The sequence below is a fragment of the Catalinimonas alkaloidigena genome, assembly GCF_900100765.1.
In the GTDB taxonomy this organism is placed as follows: Bacteria; Bacteroidota; Bacteroidia; order Cytophagales; family Flexibacteraceae; genus Mooreia; species Mooreia alkaloidigena.
This window is the reverse complement of record NZ_FNFO01000011.1, coordinates 200727-219058: the sequence shown is the minus strand read 5'-3', so window position 1 is coordinate 219058 and position 18332 is coordinate 200727. Positions and strand designations below refer to the sequence as shown.

At 55.6% G+C, this 18332-nt stretch carries 14 protein-coding genes and 1 tRNA gene; 7 read left to right on the top strand and 8 right to left on the bottom strand.

Annotation, left to right across the window (positions count from 1 at the left end):
- Window positions 1-120: 120 nt before the first annotated feature.
- The 4 genes from mdh (at window position 121) to BLR44_RS23465 (ending at window position 5381) form a co-directional block, all read left to right on the top strand.
- Window positions 121-1059 (top strand): malate dehydrogenase, encoded by a 939-nt coding sequence (gene mdh / locus BLR44_RS23480; RefSeq protein ID WP_089686770.1) that lies wholly within the window; start codon window positions 121-123, stop codon window positions 1057-1059.
- Between the two features lie 247 nt (window positions 1060-1306).
- Complete coding sequence (locus BLR44_RS23475) at window positions 1307-1834, top strand: DUF2911 domain-containing protein (RefSeq protein WP_089686768.1); 528 nt, start codon at window positions 1307-1309, stop codon at window positions 1832-1834.
- Between the two features lie 164 nt (window positions 1835-1998).
- Window positions 1999-2433, top strand: coding sequence for an ATP-binding protein (locus tag BLR44_RS23470; protein WP_089686766.1), 435 nt, complete (start codon window positions 1999-2001; stop codon window positions 2431-2433).
- Window positions 2434-2600: 167 nt separating this feature from the next.
- Entirely contained in the window at window positions 2601-5381 is a 2781-nt protein-coding gene (locus BLR44_RS23465; RefSeq protein WP_089686764.1) for a PAS domain S-box protein, read from the top strand.
- 251 nt (window positions 5382-5632) lie between these two features.
- Here the strand turns inward: BLR44_RS23465 and BLR44_RS23460 are convergent, their stop codons facing one another.
- Together BLR44_RS23460 and BLR44_RS23455 are read right to left on the bottom strand one after the other, a co-directional pair.
- A complete protein-coding gene (locus tag BLR44_RS23460) occupies window positions 5633-5911 on the bottom strand; it encodes a hypothetical protein (protein WP_089686762.1) in 279 nt (92 codons plus the stop codon).
- 555 nt (window positions 5912-6466) lie between these two features.
- A tRNA-Arg gene (locus BLR44_RS23455) sits at window positions 6467-6540 on the bottom strand.
- A 179-nt stretch (window positions 6541-6719) separates the two neighbouring features.
- Here BLR44_RS23455 and BLR44_RS23450 point away from each other — a divergent pair.
- Window positions 6720-8006: a citrate synthase gene (locus tag BLR44_RS23450; RefSeq protein WP_089686760.1), complete on the top strand. Its 1287-nt coding sequence runs from the start codon at window positions 6720-6722 to the stop codon at window positions 8004-8006.
- Window positions 8007-8109: 103 nt separating this feature from the next.
- Here BLR44_RS23450 and BLR44_RS23445 read toward each other — a convergent pair whose 3' ends face one another.
- The 4 genes from BLR44_RS23445 to BLR44_RS23430 form a co-directional block, all read right to left on the bottom strand.
- Entirely contained in the window at window positions 8110-9426 is a 1317-nt protein-coding gene (locus BLR44_RS23445; protein ID WP_089686758.1) for a NupC/NupG family nucleoside CNT transporter, read from the bottom strand.
- Window positions 9427-9437: 11 nt separating this feature from the next.
- The gene (locus BLR44_RS23440; protein WP_089686756.1) at window positions 9438-10031 is read right to left on the bottom strand and encodes a bifunctional nuclease domain-containing protein; all 594 of its coding nucleotides are present in this window, start codon (window positions 10029-10031) and stop codon (window positions 9438-9440) included.
- Window positions 10032-10206: 175 nt separating this feature from the next.
- On the bottom strand, window positions 10207-11172 hold the full coding sequence (locus BLR44_RS23435) for an electron transfer flavoprotein subunit alpha/FixB family protein (RefSeq protein WP_089686753.1): 966 nt from the start codon (window positions 11170-11172) through the stop codon (window positions 10207-10209).
- Between the two features lie 90 nt (window positions 11173-11262).
- Window positions 11263-12000: an electron transfer flavoprotein subunit beta/FixA family protein gene (locus BLR44_RS23430; protein WP_089686751.1), complete on the bottom strand. Its 738-nt coding sequence runs from the start codon at window positions 11998-12000 to the stop codon at window positions 11263-11265.
- 75 nt (window positions 12001-12075) lie between these two features.
- Here BLR44_RS23430 and BLR44_RS23425 point away from each other — a divergent pair, with 75 nt between their 5' ends.
- Entirely contained in the window at window positions 12076-12405 is a 330-nt protein-coding gene (locus BLR44_RS23425) for a hypothetical protein (protein WP_089686749.1), read from the top strand.
- A 111-nt stretch (window positions 12406-12516) separates the two neighbouring features.
- Here BLR44_RS23425 and BLR44_RS23420 read toward each other — a convergent pair whose 3' ends face one another.
- Window positions 12517-13566, bottom strand: a complete 1050-nt coding sequence (locus BLR44_RS23420; RefSeq protein WP_089686747.1) for an oxidoreductase — start codon at window positions 13564-13566, stop codon at window positions 12517-12519.
- A gap of 58 nt (window positions 13567-13624) precedes the next feature.
- Window positions 13625-14230 (bottom strand): aspartyl protease family protein, encoded by a 606-nt coding sequence (locus tag BLR44_RS23415; RefSeq protein ID WP_089686745.1) that lies wholly within the window; start codon window positions 14228-14230, stop codon window positions 13625-13627.
- A gap of 311 nt (window positions 14231-14541) precedes the next feature.
- Here BLR44_RS23415 and BLR44_RS23410 point away from each other — a divergent pair, with 311 nt between their 5' ends.
- On the top strand, window positions 14542-18144 hold the full coding sequence (locus BLR44_RS23410) for a VCBS repeat-containing protein (RefSeq protein ID WP_089686743.1): 3603 nt from the start codon (window positions 14542-14544) through the stop codon (window positions 18142-18144).
- Window positions 18145-18332 lie beyond the last annotated feature (188 nt).

The following is an 18332-nucleotide window of genomic DNA, read 5'->3' as shown; positions in this document are numbered from 1 at the left end:
GACCTGGCGGGGTGTCATTTTGAAAGTCCGCTCCTGCGATGCTTTCCTAATCACCCCGCCGTGCCTACATTTGTCACCTACTAAATTTTAACCATTCATCACCCTAAATCACCATAGAATATGAAGGTAACCGTAGTGGGCGCTGGCAACGTAGGAGCCACCTGCGCCGACGTGCTGGCCTACCGCGAAATCGCGAACGAAGTAGTTCTGCTCGATATTAAAGAAGGCTTTGCGGAAGGTAAGGCACTCGACATCTGGCAGAAAGCTCCCATCAACCTGTACGACACCCGCACCGTCGGCGTCACCAACGACTACAGCCGCACGGCCGATTCTGACGTGGTGGTGATCACTTCCGGGCTGCCCCGCAAACCTGGCATGAGCCGCGACGACCTGATTTCGACCAACGCCGGGATTGTAAAGTCGGTGACTGAGAGCGTCGTCAAATACTCGCCCAATGCCATCATTATTGTGGTGTCTAACCCACTGGACGTGATGACCTACCAGGCGCACCTGACGTCGGGCTTCCCTAAAACGAAAGTGATAGGCATGGCGGGCATTCTGGATACCGCTCGCTACCGGGCGTTCCTGGCCGAAGCGCTGAACTGCTCTCCGAAAGACATTCAGGCGGTGCTGATGGGCGGCCACGGTGATACGATGGTGCCCCTGCCCCGCTACACTACCGTAGGCGGCATTCCGGTCACCGAACTGATCGACAGCGATAAGCTCGACGCCATTGTAGAGCGCACCAAATCGGGCGGCGGCGAACTGGTGAAACTGATGGGCACATCGGCCTGGTACGCACCGGGATCGGCGGCCGCTCAGATGGTAGAAGCCATCGTGAAAGATCAGCGCCGGGTGTTCCCCGTTTGCATTAAACTGGATGGCGAATACGGCATCTCCGATTGTTACCTGGGCGTGCCGGTCATCCTGGGCAAAAACGGCATCGAAAAAGTGATCGAACTGCAACTCAACGACGAAGAGAAAGCGCTTCTGGAAGTTTCACGCCAGAAAGTTCGTGAAGTGATGGACGTACTTGATAACATGCCTGCGAAGGCCTAGTTTTGCCGTACTGCTACAACTGCTTACTCAAAAAAAAGCCTCTTCTGCGATACGAAGGGGCTTTTTCTTTTGCCGATGCGCTACCTTTTGGTCGCCAGTACCAGTCCAGCCTTGCACTTGTGCGTTGGTCAGTAGTCCTGTGTCTTATAAGACAAATATAATTTTAGCGGCTAAGGATGTGATTCTTAACCTGTTTGCCCAGAAACCATTACATTTCCCCAAAAAATAACCTAATACACTTTTCGTCATGAAAAAGGTAGTTTCTTCGTTCTCCCTGCTGCTGTGCCTTACGTTTCTGACTACCTCCTGCTGGGGGCAAGATCGCCCCAGTCCGGCGAAAACTGCTTCCGGCAAAGTGGGCGATGCCACGATCACGATCGACTATAGTTCGCCTGCCGTGAAGGGCCGGACCGTTTGGGGAGACCTGGTGCCCTACAATGACGTGTGGCGTACCGGTGCCAACGAGGCGACCGTCATCAAATTTGACAAAGACGTAACGGTGGAAGGGAAAAAACTGAGTGCCGGCGAATATGCCCTGTTTACCATTCCGACCGCAGACCGGTGGACCGTTATTTTCAACGACGAAGCCAAACAGTGGGGCGCGTTTAACTATAATGCCGAAAAAGACGTATTGCGAGTAGAGGTATCCCCCAAGAAGGCCCGAGACTTCGCCGAACAAATGGAGTTTGTGATTGAAAGCGATGGTAATCAGGCCGGGACGATTTACCTGACCTGGGAGAATATGATGATTCCTATAAAAATTAAGGTTGGGTGATATTTTGTGTAGATTTCCGGATAACACCACATGGTCGCGGCCGGAGGGTGTTGCCCTGGGCTACTTCGCGAATTATAATTGTGAATCCTCCTGGACTTCACACCGGAAATTGTACATCCTTTTCTGAAAAACCGCGTAGGAGAAAAGATGAGGAGTAACTCTATATGATGAAAGCGTCTGTACGCATACCTTGTCAAACCAAAAACCTGAAAGAGGTGCGGGAAGCCACCCGTCGTTTCATGCAAGATCTTCCGATTAGTGCATACGAAGCCAATTTGATTTTGGTGGCGATCGATGAAATATGCGCGAATGCGATCATCCACGCCAACCACTCCGATCCGGACCGCTGGCTGGTCGTTCGGCTGGCCTATAAAAATCCATTTTTTCAGGTAGAGGTCGAGTACCAGGGCGCCGGGTTCGATTACAAGAATCATCAGTCGCGGCCGGTAGACGAAATCAAAGACTCGGGACGCAAAGGAGGCTTGGGCCTGCAGTTGGTCGAGAACATCATGGACAAGGTAGAGTTTAAATTTACACGAGGAAAAAATGTTTGTTTGATGAATAAAAATTTACTAAAACCCATCAATAACAACGCTTAATTCGCCTTAGTTAAAAATAAACCTGGCAAATCAGCTTTGAAAAGCCTTGTGAACTTTTATTCCTTTCCTATCTTTAGTACATCATTTCCAACGATTGTCTTTCTTCAGTTCATCACTCAACCAGTTCCCCGAATTTACCTCGAGGGTAACCGTAGAGAAGTTTATCTATGACCCATCGAGCGGCTCACTTATCACAAGTTGAATTACAGGAGCGCCTGGAGCAGTTGGAGCGTGCAAACGCCACGCTACGGCAGGAAGCTGCGTTGTCGCAACATCTGTTTGACTCGACGGTTATTGGGTTGGCACTGCTTGACGAAGAAGGGCGCATTGCCCGGGCCAATCGTACGTTTCAGGCCCTGACCGGATGCGGAGAAGGCGTTTTTTCTCCTGGCGATACCACCTGGACGTCCCTCCTGCCTCAGCTTTACCATTCGCACGACCGCGCTATGGTCGAGGCACTGGCACAACAAGGCGCCGCGCCGGCGTATGAAGTGGAGTTGTGCGCCACGTCTTCCACCCCGGCACGTTGGGTGCAGGTAGAATCGAGTCTGCTGCCTGAGGGGCCTTACGCCCGCCTCGTGTATCTCTACGACATCACCGAGCGCAAACGACGCGAACAGCACGTAGAAGCGCTTAAACAGCGCCTCGCACCGCTCTTCAGCACCGAACTGGTGGGCATCATCCGATGGGACGCTACAGGCGCTATTCTGGAGGCCAATGGTGCCTTCCTGACCATTACGGGATATAGTCAGGATGACCTGCGGCACGGCCTGAATCTGCTGGACATCACGCCACCGGCCCATCAGGACCTTTGTCGGCAGAAGATGGCCGAAGTGTGGCAAAAAGGTCAGATTACCCCGTTCGAAAAAGAGTACATTCGGAAAGACGGGAATCGGGTATCCGTACTGATCGGAGCCTCTTCTCTTGATACCCAAACCCAGGAAGCACTGGCGTTTGTGTTGGACATCACCGACCGGCTTCGCAAGGAGCAAGCCGCCCGCGAGAACGAAACCAAGTTCCGTGTCTTGTTCGACTCGGACATGCTCTGCAGTTTCTTCTGGGAAAAATCGGGACGTGTGGTCGAGGCCAACAACGCCTTTTTGCGCACGCTGGGTTTCGATCAGGAAGACTTGCAACGCGGTCGTATCAGTTGGTCGGCCATGACCCCGCCAGAGTACGAAGCGCTGGATCAGAACGCCCTGCGTCAACTGGATGCCACCGGCGTGTGCCAGCCCTTCGAGAAAGAATACATTCGGAAAGACGGCAGCCGCGTACCGGTGTTGATTGGAGCCGCCATGCTGCCGGACCAGTCCGAAAAAGGGCTGGCGTTTATGCTCGACATTTCCGATCGGGTTAGGCAAGAGCGGCAGGCCCGCGAAAACGATTCTAAATTCCGCGCGCTGTACGAGTCCGACATCATCGGCATCGTGTTCTGGAATATGGAGGGAACGATTGTGGATGCCAACTCGGCCTTCCTCAGTATGCTCGGCTACACCCACGAAGAGCTGGTGGGGCATTACAACCGCCGGCAGATTACCCCGCCGAGCTACCACCCCGCCGACGAAAAAGCGGCACAACTGATTCGCACACAGGGATTCTTCTCTCCTTACGAGAAACAACATTACCGCAAAGACGGCTCGTGCGTTCACGTGCTGGTGGGGGGCACGCGCCTCTCTGGTTACCAGGATCGTTGGGTTTCGTACCTCATCAACATCAATTCCCAGCGGACTGCGCAGGAAGAATTACGCCTCAGCGAGGAACGCTTCAATCTGGTGGCCAAGGCGACCAACGACGTGATCTGGGACTGGAACCTGTCGAACGATCTGGTTTGGTGGAACGACGGTATTCAGACGCGCTTCGGGTACCGTCCCGACGATCTGGAACCGGATTCGTCCTCGTGGCTCAACCGGATTCACCCGGACGATCGCAGCCTTATCGCCACCAGCATTCACCAGATCATCGACAGCCGCGAATCGACCTGGTACGACGAGTACCGCTTCCGGCGGGCCGACGGCTCATACGCCTATGTGTACGACCGGGGGTATGTTTTGCGAAGCCCCGACGGCGAAGCGATTCGTATGGTGAGCGCCATGCTCGATGTTACGGAACTGAAACTAGCGCAAGACGAACTCAGCACGCGCGCGGCCGAACTGGAGCGTGTCAACCGCGAACTGCGCCTCAGCGAGGAAGCAAAAGAAGAAGTGCTGCTGAGCATTCAGGCCGATAACCTTCGCAAAACGAAAGAGCTGGAAGAAGCCCGGAACATCCAGAAGGCCATGCTGCCGCAACAGCCGCCGCAGCTCGATGACCTGGAGATCGGTTTCTTTATGAAGACCAGTGCCGAAGTCGGGGGCGATTATTACGACTACCGCCAGTACGGTGATCATACGCTGTTTGCCATTGGCGACGCTACGGGCCACGGGATGCGGGCCGGAATTGTGGTTGCTACGGTGAAAAGTTATTTCCAGACGCTGGCAGGTCGCCTCGATCCGGTTTTGCTGCTGCAATCCGTCTCGTCGGGCATTCGCAACCTGCGCATCCGGGGCATGTACATGGGGCTTTCGCTGATGGAATGGTCGAAAGGCAAACTGATGGTCGCTTCGTCAGGCATGCCGCCCATTCTGGTCTACCGGGCGGAGACGCAATCGGTCGAAGTGATCACCCTTCGGGGACTGTTTCTAGGTTCTGATCTGCCCAATCAGTATCAGAAAGCCAACTTGCAGTTGCTTCCCGGCGACGTGGTACTCGCCATCTCTGACGGCCTGATCGAGTTGTTCAATCCCGACGGCGACATTTTGGGTCAGAAACAGGTCAATGAAGAGTTCCGCAAGGTAGGGCACTTATCTGCCGACGAGATCATCGCTCACCTCAAGGTCGTGGCAAGGGCGTGGTTGCAGGGGCGTGAGAACGACGACGACATGACCATGATCGTATTGAAAGCAAAGTAGCACACCGCCTTCACCCACGCAGTCACGATACTCTAGTAACGGTTAGTAAGGATTTACGTCGTCAGAAGAAATGTAGTCTTTGGGCAGACACTGGCACCGCTTTCCGCCGCACTCTACACAGACAGCATTGAGATAGCACAGGGCGATAAATACGTAAGAGGCCAGCACATAAAGTGCAATAGGAACCCAAAGCGGAAGCGTGAAATGGCTCAGCGTACCGAGGGTCAACACCAACACTAACACAAGCGTCTTCATAACTGACACTGACAGGTGGAACAATACTCATGTCCCTCCACATTCTCGGATCGGCAGGTTGAGCAGATGACGACCTGGGCTTTCTGTGGTGGAGGGGGAAGCAGATCATCAATACGTAAATTTAGCAAAGCGTTGTGGATGTCGCAATCCTGTTGAAGCTGCCTGAGGCCTTCTAAACGGCGTTCTTCCTTCTTTCCCGAAGCGCGTCCTGCCAGATACACCATGGCCAGTAAAGCCGCATCCGCCAGCACGAAAGTGATCATAAACTTCTTCATAGACTCAAGTTCTTCCTTTCGTTTATAACCACCAAATAGTACTATTCTTGCAGGGTGTACTTTTTGCGTCCGTTCTTTTATAGGAATCGACGCTCCGCCCCTCATCCAGCAGAACCAACACTAGATTTAGGTGAATACATGAACATGTGACCCTCGTCGGCACTGCGGCCAGAGGCACTCAAAACTGGGGCTTACTTCTCAAAAACAGCCTATTTTACCAGACTCATCTTAGTTTCTGTACACCACATCCGGCACAATTGGCCTGCGTTAGAAGCACGCGTGTGCGTGTCTTCTACATTTTGTACCTTTTTGAAACAATTTAAGCTGCTGGCGCAAGCCTAAATTTTTTTGGTAAAAAATTGATTTTCAATTGGTAACCTCGTCTCGCGAATTTTTACCGTCGGCCGAGCACCCCCGGTTTTGTTCCAAAAATTACATCGCTCCCCTTCCCTCCTGCGCGAAGTCAAAAACGGTGAAGGCCTGGCAGAGGCGGCAAGCCGCCCCAAAACGAAAAAGCACTTGCGCATATAATTGCACAAGTGCCTGATTATGAGGTGATCCCGCCGAGGTTCGAACTCGGAACCTACTGCTTAGAAGGCAGTTGCTCTATCCAGTTGAGCTACAGGACCTACTTTTTGAGGTGCAAAATTACCTTTTGTGGTATTGGAAAACAAATTCATGCCAAAGGAGTAGTAAGTTTAGGTCCTTAAAAAACCGCGCATTTACCGCCTGCATACGCCATGCTTGGCTCTTTTTGCCTAGTTTTGTTGGGAATTCACGCATATCCTTAACCGAAAATTTAACGTTCATGTCCGAACCTGCCAAAGTGATTTTAGATGGCCAGACGTACGAGTTGCCTGTGGTTGAAGGCACCGAAAACGAAAAGGCCATCGACATTAGCAGCTTGCGTTCGCAAAGTGGCTACATTACCCTTGATTACGGTTATAAAAATACAGGCGCCACCACGAGTGCCATTACTTTTCTAGACGGCGAAGAAGGCATTCTTCATTACCGCGGTTACCCGATCGAACAACTCGCCGAACAGTCTAGCTTCCTCGAAGTTGCTTACCTGTTGATCTACGGTGACCTTCCTACGAAAGATCAGCTCGCGCACTTTGAGCACGAGATCAAAATCCATACGCTTGTCAACGAAGACGTTCGCAAAATTTTTGACGGTTTCCCCGTCAACGCGCACCCCATGGGGGTCATCTCTTCGCTGGTATGTGCCTTGACGGCGTTCTACCCGGAGTCGACCAATCCTGACCGCAATCAGGAAATGATCGAACTGACCATCATCCGTCTGCTGGCCAAAATGCCGACGCTGGCCGCGTGGGCTTATAAAAACAGCCAGGGCCATCCGGTAAACTATCCCAAAAACAGCCTCGACTACTGTTCGAACTTCCTGTACATGATGTTCGCGCTGCCGGTTGAGGAATATGAGGTTGATCCTGTGATCGTCGACGCCATGAACAAGCTGCTGATCCTGCACGCCGACCACGAGCAGAACTGCTCTACTTCGACCGTACGGATCGTAGGCTCCTCGCAGGCCAGCCTTTATTCGGCCGTTTCGGCGGGCATCAACGCCCTGTGGGGACCTCTGCACGGCGGTGCCAACCAGGCGGTGATCGAAATGCTGGAAGCGATCAAAAACGACGGTGGAGACGCTACCAAGTACCTGAACAAAGCCAAAGACAAGAACGACCCGTTCCGCCTGATGGGCTTCGGACACCGCGTCTACAAAAACTTCGATCCGCGGGCGCGCATTATCAAAAAGTCGGCCGACCAGGTGCTCGGCAAACTGGGCATCAAAGACCCGGTTCTCGACATCGCAAAGCAACTGGAAGAAGCTGCGCTGAGCGATCCTTACTTCGTAGAACGGAAGTTGTATCCGAACGTCGACTTCTATTCCGGCATCATTTACCGCGCACTGGGCATTCCGACCGAGATGTTCACGGTGATGTTTGCGTTGGGTCGCCTGCCCGGCTGGATCGCGCAGTGGAAAGAGATGATCTCCAACAAAGAGCCGATCGGACGCCCGCGCCAGGTCTACGTAGGTTCCACCAAGCGTGACTACGTGCCGCTCGACAAGCGTTAATCCGTACCGTCCGTTTCTTCAAAATAAAAAAAGCGTTGCTTGAGAACAAGCAGCGCTTTTTTTATTATTTACCTAAGTGGAAGTCTTGGATTAACTCAAACGCCTACCCCAAAAGCATGCCCGCAACCGTCGCGGTCATCATACAGGCCAGCGTGGCGGCTGCCAAAGCCCATAAGCCGAGCTTAGAGAGCGTTCCTTGCTGGTTAGGAGCCATGCCGCCAATGCCGCCGATTTGAATGGCAATGGAACTGAAATTCGAAAAGCCACAGAGGGCAAACGTAGCGATCACAACCGAACGGGGGGCCAGTTGTCCAGCCGCTTTCAAGTCAGCCAGACTAGCGTACGCAATGAATTCGTTGATGGCGGTTTTCTGTCCCAGCAGGCTTCCTACGGTAAGCGTGTCTTTCCAGTCGACGCCCATGATGAACGCCAGTGGCCGGAACAGCAGCCCCAGCAAATATTCCAGCGAGAATTCCTGAAAAACGCCGCCGGTTGTGCGCGCTACCCAGGCATTCAGCCCCAGCCAGTTGCCCAGCATGTCGGACAGCATGTAGTTCAGCATGGCGATGATCGCGATGAAGGCCAGCAGCATCCCGCCGATGTTCAACGCCAGTTTCAACCCTTCGGCCGCGCCGTTCGACAAAGCATCGATCAGGTTGACGCCCAGCGTGTCCTTGTTGACTTTCAGTTCGTGGTCGATGCTCTCCGGGTGTTCTTCCGGCACAAAGATCTTGGCCATCACGATGCCCGCCGGCGCGTTCATAATGGAGGCGCTCAACAAGTAGGCCGCAAAGCGCGTCTGTTCTTCAATCGAGTTACCACCCAAAAAAGAGACGTAGGCAGCCAACACCCCGCCCGCAATAGTCGCCATGCCCCCGGTCATCAGGCACATCAGTTCCGAGCGCGTCATCCGCGGGACGAAAGGCCGTACCAGCAGTGGCGCTTCGGTCTGTCCCAAAAAGATATTTCCGGCCGCCGACAGGCTCTCTGCTCCCGAAAGGCGCATGGTTTTGGCCATGACCCACGCAATGCCGAACACGATTTTCTGAAGAATGCCCAGATAATACAGCCCCGCCGAAACGGTCGAAAAGAAAATGACGGTAGGCAGGACCTGAAAGGCAAAGATGACGCCCATGCTGTGGCCCGCCGACTCCGGATCGTTGTAACTGTTCACCGCCAGCCCCGAAAACAGAAAACGGGCTCCGTCGGCCGCAAAGCTAAGCAGCACCACGAACCCGCGACTCAGCACGTTAAAGGCGTCGGTAATCCACGATACCTGCGTAATCAGCACGCCGAAGACGATCTGCAACACCACCCCAATGCCTACCAGGCGCCAGTCGATCGAGCGACGGTGGCGCGACAGCAGCGTAGCAATCCCTAAAAGCAGTACAATTCCTAAGAGACCTCGAACAATATGCATACCGGCCCAGACTAGTTACGCCGGTTCAACTCGTCGCGGATTTTGGCGGCCCGCTCGTAATCTTCTTTTCCCAGGGCCTCGTCGAGCATGGTTTTCAACTGTTCGGACGAGGTATTTTTCAACCGTTCTTCTTCCGAACGCGACTTGTTGGCTTTACGAACGGTCGACTCCCGCTCTTTCTCTTCGTCGGAGTAGTCGCTCAGCACAATGCCGGCTTCCGACAGGATGTTTTCGTAGGTATAGATCGGTACACCAAAACGTAGTCCTATGGCGATGGCATCAGAAGGGCGCGCGTCGATCTCACGGGTTTTCACCCCGTCGGAGCAAACGATCTTAGCATAAAAAACGCCTTCGCGCAGGTCTGAAACCACAATTTCTTCAACCATGAACCCAAAGCTTTTTGCAAACGAACTGAACAGATCGTGCGTCATGGGCCGGTTTGGCGTGATCTTCTCAATTTCAATCGCAATGGCCTGGGCTTCAAACATGCCGATGATGATCGGCAGTCTCCGGTTACCTGCTTCTTCTCCCAATACCAACGCAAACGAACCTGACTGAGACTGGCTGGAAGACAACCCCAGGATCTCCAATTTTAGTTTATCCACAAGACTAAGTATTTCGGTGTAAGGTGCACGAAATTAAGAGATAATCTCAACAACGGCGTAATAAATCCCGCCCTAAAGTGTCCGTAGAACTTACGGGACTAATTTCGTCTGATGATATAATACGAATTTAATAAAAAGGGGATTGCGCTCTGCACAATCCCTCATTTTCAGATGGTTAGTCTAAGGCTTTAACGGCTTCGGTAATCTTGGGAACCACCTCGAACGCGTCGCCGACAATGCCGTAATCGGCAGCTTTGAAGAAGGGCGCTTCGGGGTCTTTGTTGATCACCACAATCACCTTTGAGGAGTTCACCCCGGCCAGGTGCTGAATGGCCCCCGAAATGCCGATGGCGATGTACAGGTTCGGGCTGATCTTGATGCCCGTCTGCCCGACGTGCTCGTGGTGCGGCCGCCAGTCAGCATCGGAAACAGGCTTGGAACAAGCCGTTGCGGCCCCGAGGGCTTTCGCCAGGTCTTCCACAAGGTTCCAGTTTTCCGGCCCTTTCAGGCCGCGCCCGCCGGACACCACACGCTCGGCTTCGGGCAACAGCACGTCGCCGGTAGCTTTCTCCACGCCTTTCACCCGCACGGCAAAATCTGCATCGCTCAGCGAGGGCGAGAACGCTTCGACCGCAGCCGAACCGCCGGTCTCTTCAATGGCGAAGGTGTTTTTCTTCAGGGAAAGGACTTTCTTCTCGGTAGTGATTTCTGAATTGGCAAAGGCCTTGCCCGTAAAGATGCTGCGCTTCACTACAAAACCGCCACTGGTTTCCGGCAGCGAAATTACGTTGGCGGCCATGCCGGCCTGCAAACGCGCCGCCACCCGCGAGGCCACCCCGTCGCTCAACGACGACTTCGAGAAGATCACCACCTGGCTCCCCTCCTGTTCGGCGGCCTGCGCAATGGCGCTGGCATACGCCTGAATGACGGGTTCGTTCAGTTTTTCGTCGGCAGCGTGCAGCACTTTAGCGGCACCGTAGTTTCCCAGCTTTTCCAGCTCTCCGCCGTTGACCGCTCCTAACGCCAGGGCGGTGGCCGAAGTGCCTAGCTGCTGTGCAACTTTGGCACCATAGTTTACTGCTTCGAAGGCCGATTTTTTCAGCGCACCTTCGTCGGTTTCTACAAATATTAAAACAGACATAGAGTTCAGTTATTCGGTGGATAGGTTAGTAAATCACGCGTCTAAAAAGCGCAGGTCGCAGGTCTTTTCTGTTGCGCGCTGCGCCCCGCACTAAATGACTTTCGCTTCTTCGCGGAGAAGGCGAACCAACTCGGCCGGGTTGTCGGCCGATACCATTTTGCAGTTGCCTTTGGCAGGCGGCATTTCGTAATTTTTGGTCGTAACGGCCGCGTCTACGCCGGTAGGTTCCACCACCTGAAGCGGCTTGGTCCGGGCCGTCATGATGCCCCGCATGTTCGGAATTTTCCATTCGGCGATGGGTTCCTGACAGCCGCACACCAGCGGCAGGCTTGCTTCCAGCATCTCTTTTCCACCTTCGATCTCGCGCGAAAGCTTGGCCGTGGTGCCGTCGAGTTCCAGCGTCATTACCGGCGAAATGGAAGGAATTCCCAGCAGTTCGCCGACCAGTCCGTGTACCTGTGCACCGTTGTAATCGATCGACTCACGGCCCATCAGAATGAGGTCGAAGTTTTCTTTCTTACACACGTCCGCGATTTGTGCCGCCACAAACGACGCATCTTTCGGGAAAGCATTGACACGGATGGCTTTGTCGGCCCCGATGGCCAGCGCCTTGCGGATGGTGGGTTCGGTCTCGGCTTCGCCTACGTTCAGGACCGTAACGGTAGCACCGTTCGACTCCTTCAGTTCGACGGCACGCGCCAGCGCGTAATCATCGTACGGCCCGATGATGAACTGCACCCCGGCTTTGTTGAGCTGGGTATCGCCGTCGGTAAACTGGATCTTGGTCGTCGTATCCGGCACGTGCGTGATGCAAACCAATATGTTCATGTAGATTAGGTTTAATTTGGTGATTGATGTAAAGGAGGCGAAATTAGGCCATTCTGACCGAAAAGAAAATCCATCATGAACCATAGCCGTATTGCGCAGCTCCGGCAGATGCAACAGGAAGATCCGGAAGATCCGTTTCTGCTCTATGCCCTGGCGCTCGAATACCAGCACGAAGAACCGCAACACGCCATCCGCCTGTTCCAGAACTTGATGACACAACATCCTGACTACGTGGGCACTTATTACCAGGTTGGCAAGACCTACGAACAGTTGGCACAACCACAGGACGCCATTGCTGCTTATGAAGCCGGGATCGTCATTAGCCAGCGGGTGGGCAATCACCATGCTCTGCGCGAACTGCGGGCCGCACTGCAACTGCTGCGCGACGAGGAAGAAGAGTGGTAACTTCGCATTTAGTTAACATAGCTTAATTGTTTATATAGCAAAAGCCAGAAAACAAAACCCGTACCTTATGCAGATACGGGTCGTACTTTCTAAGCAAGATGCCTGTTGCAGTCAAGGGGCCACTTGCCGGCCTTCTTCCGCGCTGCGAATGGCCGCTTCGATGACTTTTTGGGTCAGTAGGGCCTCCTCGGGTTTCACCGGCACCGGCGCGTCTTCGGTGAGGGCCGCGTAGACACCGTGGTAAAACTGGTTGTAATCGCCCGGCACGGTTTCGATGCGCCCGATGGTGTGCAGGTCTCCCCACTGCGTATTGAGTTTTCCCCAGAGGTTTTCCGGCTCGGTGCCCCAGCCCGCTTCGTTAGGCCAACGGCCGGCTTTCAGAGCGGCTTCCTGCGGATCGAGCCCCCATTTCAGGAACGAGCCGTTGACACCGTGCAAAATGAAGCGCGGTCCCAGTTCGCGCACCAGCATGTTCGACTGGATCAGCACCCGGGGGCGGTCGTAGTGCAGCGTCAGGTGGAAATTGTCGATGATGCGGCTGCCTTCCCGCTCAACACGCAAATCGCCCGTTACGGCCTTCGGTGCGCCGAACAGTTGCAGGGCTTGGTCGATCAGGTGCGCACCGAGGTCGTACAACACCCCGGTTGCGCCCTGCGTGTCTTCCTTCCACGTGTTGCCGGGCCGGATGTAGTTAACGTACCGATCGTAGTGCGACTCAAAATGAACCAGATCACCGAGCATTCCCTGCGCCAGGACCTTCTTCACCGTCTGAAAATCCGAATCCCAACGGCGGTTTTGGTAAACAATCAGGTGTCGATTTTGCCGCTTTGCCAGCGCAATCAGTTCTTCGGCCTGGGTAGTGTTTTCCACGAACGGTTTCTCCACCACCACGTGTTTGCCCGCTTCCAGTGCTTTTTTCGTGTCGGCATAGTGCAGGTGATTGGGCGTTGTGACGACCACCAGTTCGATGGAATCGTCGGCCAGCAGTTCGTCGAGGCTCCGGACCACGTTGACGTAGGGATACCGTTCTTTCGATTTTTCGGCATGACGCTCAACGACCGTTTTGAGCTGAAACCCCGGCAGGGTATGAAGAAAAGGCGCGTGAAAAACCTGGCCTGACATGCCGTAGGCTACCAGACCGACCGTGATGGTTTGTTGCATAGGAGAGAAAAATGAAGTGTGCCCCGAAAATGGGGCATCGCCTCGACTCCTCCAAAATTTATTGTAGAATGGACGGTGCCAGAGGCGTCGGCAACTGCTGCGGATCGAACGCAACCGTCGAAGCCGCCGGAACGTCGACCTGGTAATAAACGAGTTTCTGCGTATAGTCGATCACAAACCCGTAACGCCGCATGACGTCACTGCCAATGATGCCCAGAATCCGCACGTGCGCCCGCTGGTAAATCGATTCGATCACCGTGTTCAGGTCGATGGCGTAGAACTTCGTTTTGATGGGTTGCGGTCCCAGTTTCAGTTCCACGTCGGCCGCCCGGGCCAGCCCGTCGCTCACCACTTCGCTCATGGTGGCGATGCTGTACTTCCGGCTGAAGCTGACCACCCGGAAATCGAGGTTTCGGGCATTGCCGTCGTGCAGCACCGTAAAATCCGAGCCGGTATCCAGCAGAAAATAGCCGGTATAGCCGTTGATTTGCGCCTTGATCAACGGTTTGTGAAAGAATTTGGCCAGTTCCAGCACGGCCGTTTCCGGAGCTTGCGGTTTCCGTTTGTGCCGCGACGACTGTCCAAATGCCGCGGTTACACCGCACACCAATACCAGCACATACCATAGCCGGACCAGGTTGAGGGAAAAACGTAAGAGATTCATAGCGTAAGAGGTTTTTTGAAAGAGCACGTTTGTGTAGCTACTGCCACCAGCGCCGTGCCAATTCGCGTATTTCAGGATGAGCGGATCATAGGCTAGAGCAGAGGCAGAGGGCCGGGCGGCAACTGTTCGTGGACGCGCACCCGGGGTACATTTTCGAACAGTTTCCGTTTCGCTTATGCCCCTTTTATACGCCACACACCACCGGTTTTCCCATGCTCGGTTTCCTTCGTTCTCACCCGAAAAACCCGTACATTTAGGCGACCGGCTTCCCCGCTTCCGGCGCTCCACGTTCTCATCACACCACGCTGAAAATGAGGCTTTTCACCTACGCTTTTTCGTTTGCTGTCCTGCTTTGTCTGCTACCGGGTTGCTCCCCGACACCTCCATCCGATGCGCTCTTCAAACGCCTCTCCGCCGACCGGACGGGCATTGCGTTCGCCAATACCGTTACAGAAGACGATTCGTTGAACATTTTCAATTTTCCGTACCTCTACAACGGCGGGGGCGTGGCCGTCGCTGACTTTAACGGCGATAGTTTGCCCGACCTCTATTTTTCTGGAAATCAGGTAGAAAGTGCGCTTTACCTGAATCGGGGCGATCTGCGCTTCGAGGCCGTACCCCAGGCTACGCCGCGGGTGCCGCATCAGTGGACTACGGGCGTGGCGGCGGTTGACATCAACCAGGACGGCTGGATGGACCTGTACCTCTGCGTGGCCGATGCCCACAACCGTCCCGACCGCAGCCGCAACCAGCTCTGGGTGCATCAGGGGTTGGATGCCGACGGCCGCCCCACGTTCCGGGAAATGGCCGACGCTTATGGCATTGCCGACGAGGGCTTTTCTGTGCAGGGCGCGTTTTTCGATTACGACCGCGACGGCGACCTCGACCTGTATGTACTCACCAACCGGATGGAAGCAGGCTCGCAGAACGTGCCGCGCATGCGTCCCAACGACGGCAGTCACCCCAGCACCGACCGGCTCTACCGCAACGAAGGAACCGGTCCGCAGGGCCATCCGGTCTTTACGAACGTCTCCCGCGAGGCAGGCATTACGCAGGAAGGCTACGGGCTGGGCATTGCGGTCGGCGACATCAACCAGGACGGCTGGCCCGACCTGTACGTCGCCAACGATTTTCTGTCGAACGACTTGCTGTGGATCAACAACGGTCGCGTCGCCGAAGGGCAGCCCCAGTTCACCAACCGGGCCGCCACCGAGTTGAAACACCAGAGCATGAACGGCATGGGCACCGACCTGGCCGACCTCAACAACGACGGTTGGTCCGACATTGTGGTGGTCGATATGCTACCGGAAGACAACCTCCGCCAGAAAACCATGTTGCCTTCGCAGAACTATGACCGGTTTCAGCTTCAGTTGCGCTACGGATACGAACCCCAGTACGTCCGCAACACTCTGCAATTGAACCGCGGGCCGCAACCCGACGGGCAACTGGCGTTCAGCGAGATCGGGCAGTTCTCGGGCATTCAGCACACGGACTGGAGCTGGGCTCCCCTCCTGGCGGATTTCGACAACGACGGCTACCAGGATCTGTACATCACGAACGGCTACCGTCGCGACGTGACCGACCTGGATTTTATCGTCTACGAAAATGCGCAACGCCAATTCGGGACCGGCAACCTCAAAGCCGACGCCCGGCAGGACGTAGCCGACCGGATGGCCATGCTGCCGGTGGTCAAAACGTCCAATTATTTCTACCGGAATCAGGGCGACCTGACGTTTGCGGACGTCACGAAAGATTGGGGCACCCACGTCCCCTCCTTCTCGAACGGGGCCGCCTACGCCGACCTGGACCGCGACGGCGACCTCGATTTGGTGGTCAACAACCTGGACGAAGAGGCCTTTGTGTTTGAAAACACCGCTCGTACCGGACCGGACCGTCATTTTCTACGCCTCGCGTGCGAAGGCCCGTCCGGCAACCGGCAGGGGCTCGGCCTCAAAGCCACCCTCTATCAGCCTGCAACCACACAGTTTCGGGAGTTGTCTGTGAACCGCGGGTTTCAGTCGACCGTGGAACCGGTTCTGCATTTTGGCCTGGGCAACGACCCACGGGTAGACAGCGTGCGGATTACCTGGCCCGACGGACGCGTGCAGGTGCTGCGCAACGTACCGGCCGACCAGACCCTCTGGGTTCGTCATCGCGAAGCTCAGGCTTCCTCTCCGGCCTCACTATCCGACTCACAACCTCCTCTTTTCCAACAAGTTGCGGCAGTGACACACCGGCATCAAGAGAGCACGTTCAACGAATTCAAGGTGCAGCCGCTCCTGCCGCATTCCAATGCCCAGACCGGCCCGGCGCTGGCCGTGGGCGACCTGAATGGCGATGGGCGGGACGATGCGTTTGTGGGAGGGGCCAAAGACCAGCCCGCCCGCTTGTTTGTGCAACAGCCGGACGGAAGTTTTACGGCCCTCGCGTTTACGGCCGACCAACGCGCGGAAGACCAGGGTGCCCTCTTTTTCGATGCCGACGGCGACGGCGATCAGGATCTGTACGTGGTCAGCGGCGGGGTCGAATTTTATGCCGGGAATGCTTATTACCAGGATCGGTTGTACCGCAACGACGGGCGGGGTCGCCTGCAACGCGATACGCTGGCGCTCCCCCCCCTGCACAACAACGGCTCCTGCGTGGTGGCGGCCGACTGGGACCGCGATGGCGACCTGGACTTGTTTGTGGGAGGACGCACCATTCCCGGACAGTACCCGCTCCCCGACCAGAGCCATTTGCTGGAAAACGACGGCCGTGGACACTTTACCGACGTCACGGCGACCCAGGCACCGGAACTGGCGCACGTCGGCGTGGTCAACGACGCCCGCTGGACCGACACCGACCAGGACGGCTGGCCCGACTTGCTCCTGGCGGGAGAATGGATGCCCCTGACCTTGTTTCAGAACCAACAGGGGCAGTTCCGCAACGTGACCGCCGTGGTTGGCTTGCAAGGCACTTCCGGCTGGTGGAACAGCCTGGCCGCGGGCGACTTCGACCAGGACGGCGACCTGGATTACGTGGCGGGCAACCTCGGCCGCAACAACCCTTACCAGATCTCGGCCGACTATCCGCTGCGCGTGTATGCAAAAGACTTCGATGGCAACGGCAGCCTCGACCCGGTGCTGACCTGTTACCTGCCCGGGCCCGACGGAACCCGGCACGAGTACCCGGTCCACTCCCGCGACGCGATAGTCGACCAGATGGTCCGGATGAAGGGCCGTTTCCACCGTTACCGCGATTACGCACAAGCCGAATTCAGCCAGGTCTTTTCGGACGAAGAACGCCAGGACGCCTATGTAGGCACCTGCGAAATGGTCACGTCGATGTTTCTAGAAAACCGGGGTGTCGACTCGTCGGGCACAGTGCAGTTTCGCCTAACGCCCCTTCCGGACGCGGCGCAGCTGGCCCCGATCTACGGGATGCTCGCGGGCGATTTTAACGACGACGGGGCGCTCGATCTACTGGCCGTGGGCAACTCCTACGCCACGGAAACCATCTACGGCTGGTACGACGCTGGCATCGGGACGCTGCTGGCCGGGAGTACGGAGGGCGGCTTCACGGTCGTCCCGAACCGGGAGAGCGGCTTTTGGGTCGATACCGACGCCAAGGCAATGGCCGAACTCCGCAACCCCGATGGGCAGCGGATGATCTGGGTCACGAGCAATCAGGACAGCCTGCGGACATTCGCGCTGCACACGCCCCACCCCCTGCCGCTGGCCCTGCAACCCCTCGACGCTTACGCCGAAGTACGTCTGGCCGATGGCCGTCTTACGCGCGTGGAGTTTACGTACGGCAACACGTACCTGTCACAATCGTCCCGCACGTGGGAATGGCCTCGGGGCGCTCAGTCCGTTACGCTGGTCGATTCCCGCGGAAACCGTCGTACCTGGAAGCCTCAGTTCACTACTCAGTAACGCGGATGCGGCTATTTACGGCTGTATCATCCACCTGGTGATAAGCCTTCTGTACACAATCGGTGCCTTTTCACAAATGGCGGGTGGCTGCACATCCACCTTCTGGTACCCGGATCAATTCCGTTCTGCCTCCAAAAGAAAAGGCCTCTCTTTACAGAGAAGCCCTTTCGAACAACCTATTCTACTTG

Coding starts and splice junctions, on each gene's coding strand:
- BLR44_RS23450 (WP_089686760.1), top strand. CDS start 6,720: ATGTCCGAACCTGCCAAAGTGATTTTAGATGGCCAGACGTACGAGTTG.
- BLR44_RS23415 (WP_089686745.1), bottom strand. CDS start 14,230: ATGAATCTCTTACGTTTTTCCCTCAACCTGGTCCGGCTATGGTATGTG.
- BLR44_RS23430 (WP_089686751.1), bottom strand. CDS start 12,000: ATGAACATATTGGTTTGCATCACGCACGTGCCGGATACGACGACCAAG.
- BLR44_RS23410 (WP_089686743.1), top strand. CDS start 14,542: ATGAGGCTTTTCACCTACGCTTTTTCGTTTGCTGTCCTGCTTTGTCTG.
- mdh (WP_089686770.1), top strand. CDS start 121: ATGAAGGTAACCGTAGTGGGCGCTGGCAACGTAGGAGCCACCTGCGCC.
- BLR44_RS23420 (WP_089686747.1), bottom strand. CDS start 13,566: ATGCAACAAACCATCACGGTCGGTCTGGTAGCCTACGGCATGTCAGGC.
- BLR44_RS23465 (WP_089686764.1), top strand. CDS start 2,601: ATGACCCATCGAGCGGCTCACTTATCACAAGTTGAATTACAGGAGCGC.
- BLR44_RS23460 (WP_089686762.1), bottom strand. CDS start 5,911: ATGAAGAAGTTTATGATCACTTTCGTGCTGGCGGATGCGGCTTTACTG.
- BLR44_RS23470 (WP_089686766.1), top strand. CDS start 1,999: ATGATGAAAGCGTCTGTACGCATACCTTGTCAAACCAAAAACCTGAAA.
- BLR44_RS23475 (WP_089686768.1), top strand. CDS start 1,307: ATGAAAAAGGTAGTTTCTTCGTTCTCCCTGCTGCTGTGCCTTACGTTT.
- BLR44_RS23445 (WP_089686758.1), bottom strand. CDS start 9,426: ATGCATATTGTTCGAGGTCTCTTAGGAATTGTACTGCTTTTAGGGATT.
- BLR44_RS23425 (WP_089686749.1), top strand. CDS start 12,076: ATGAACCATAGCCGTATTGCGCAGCTCCGGCAGATGCAACAGGAAGAT.
- BLR44_RS23435 (WP_089686753.1), bottom strand. CDS start 11,172: ATGTCTGTTTTAATATTTGTAGAAACCGACGAAGGTGCGCTGAAAAAA.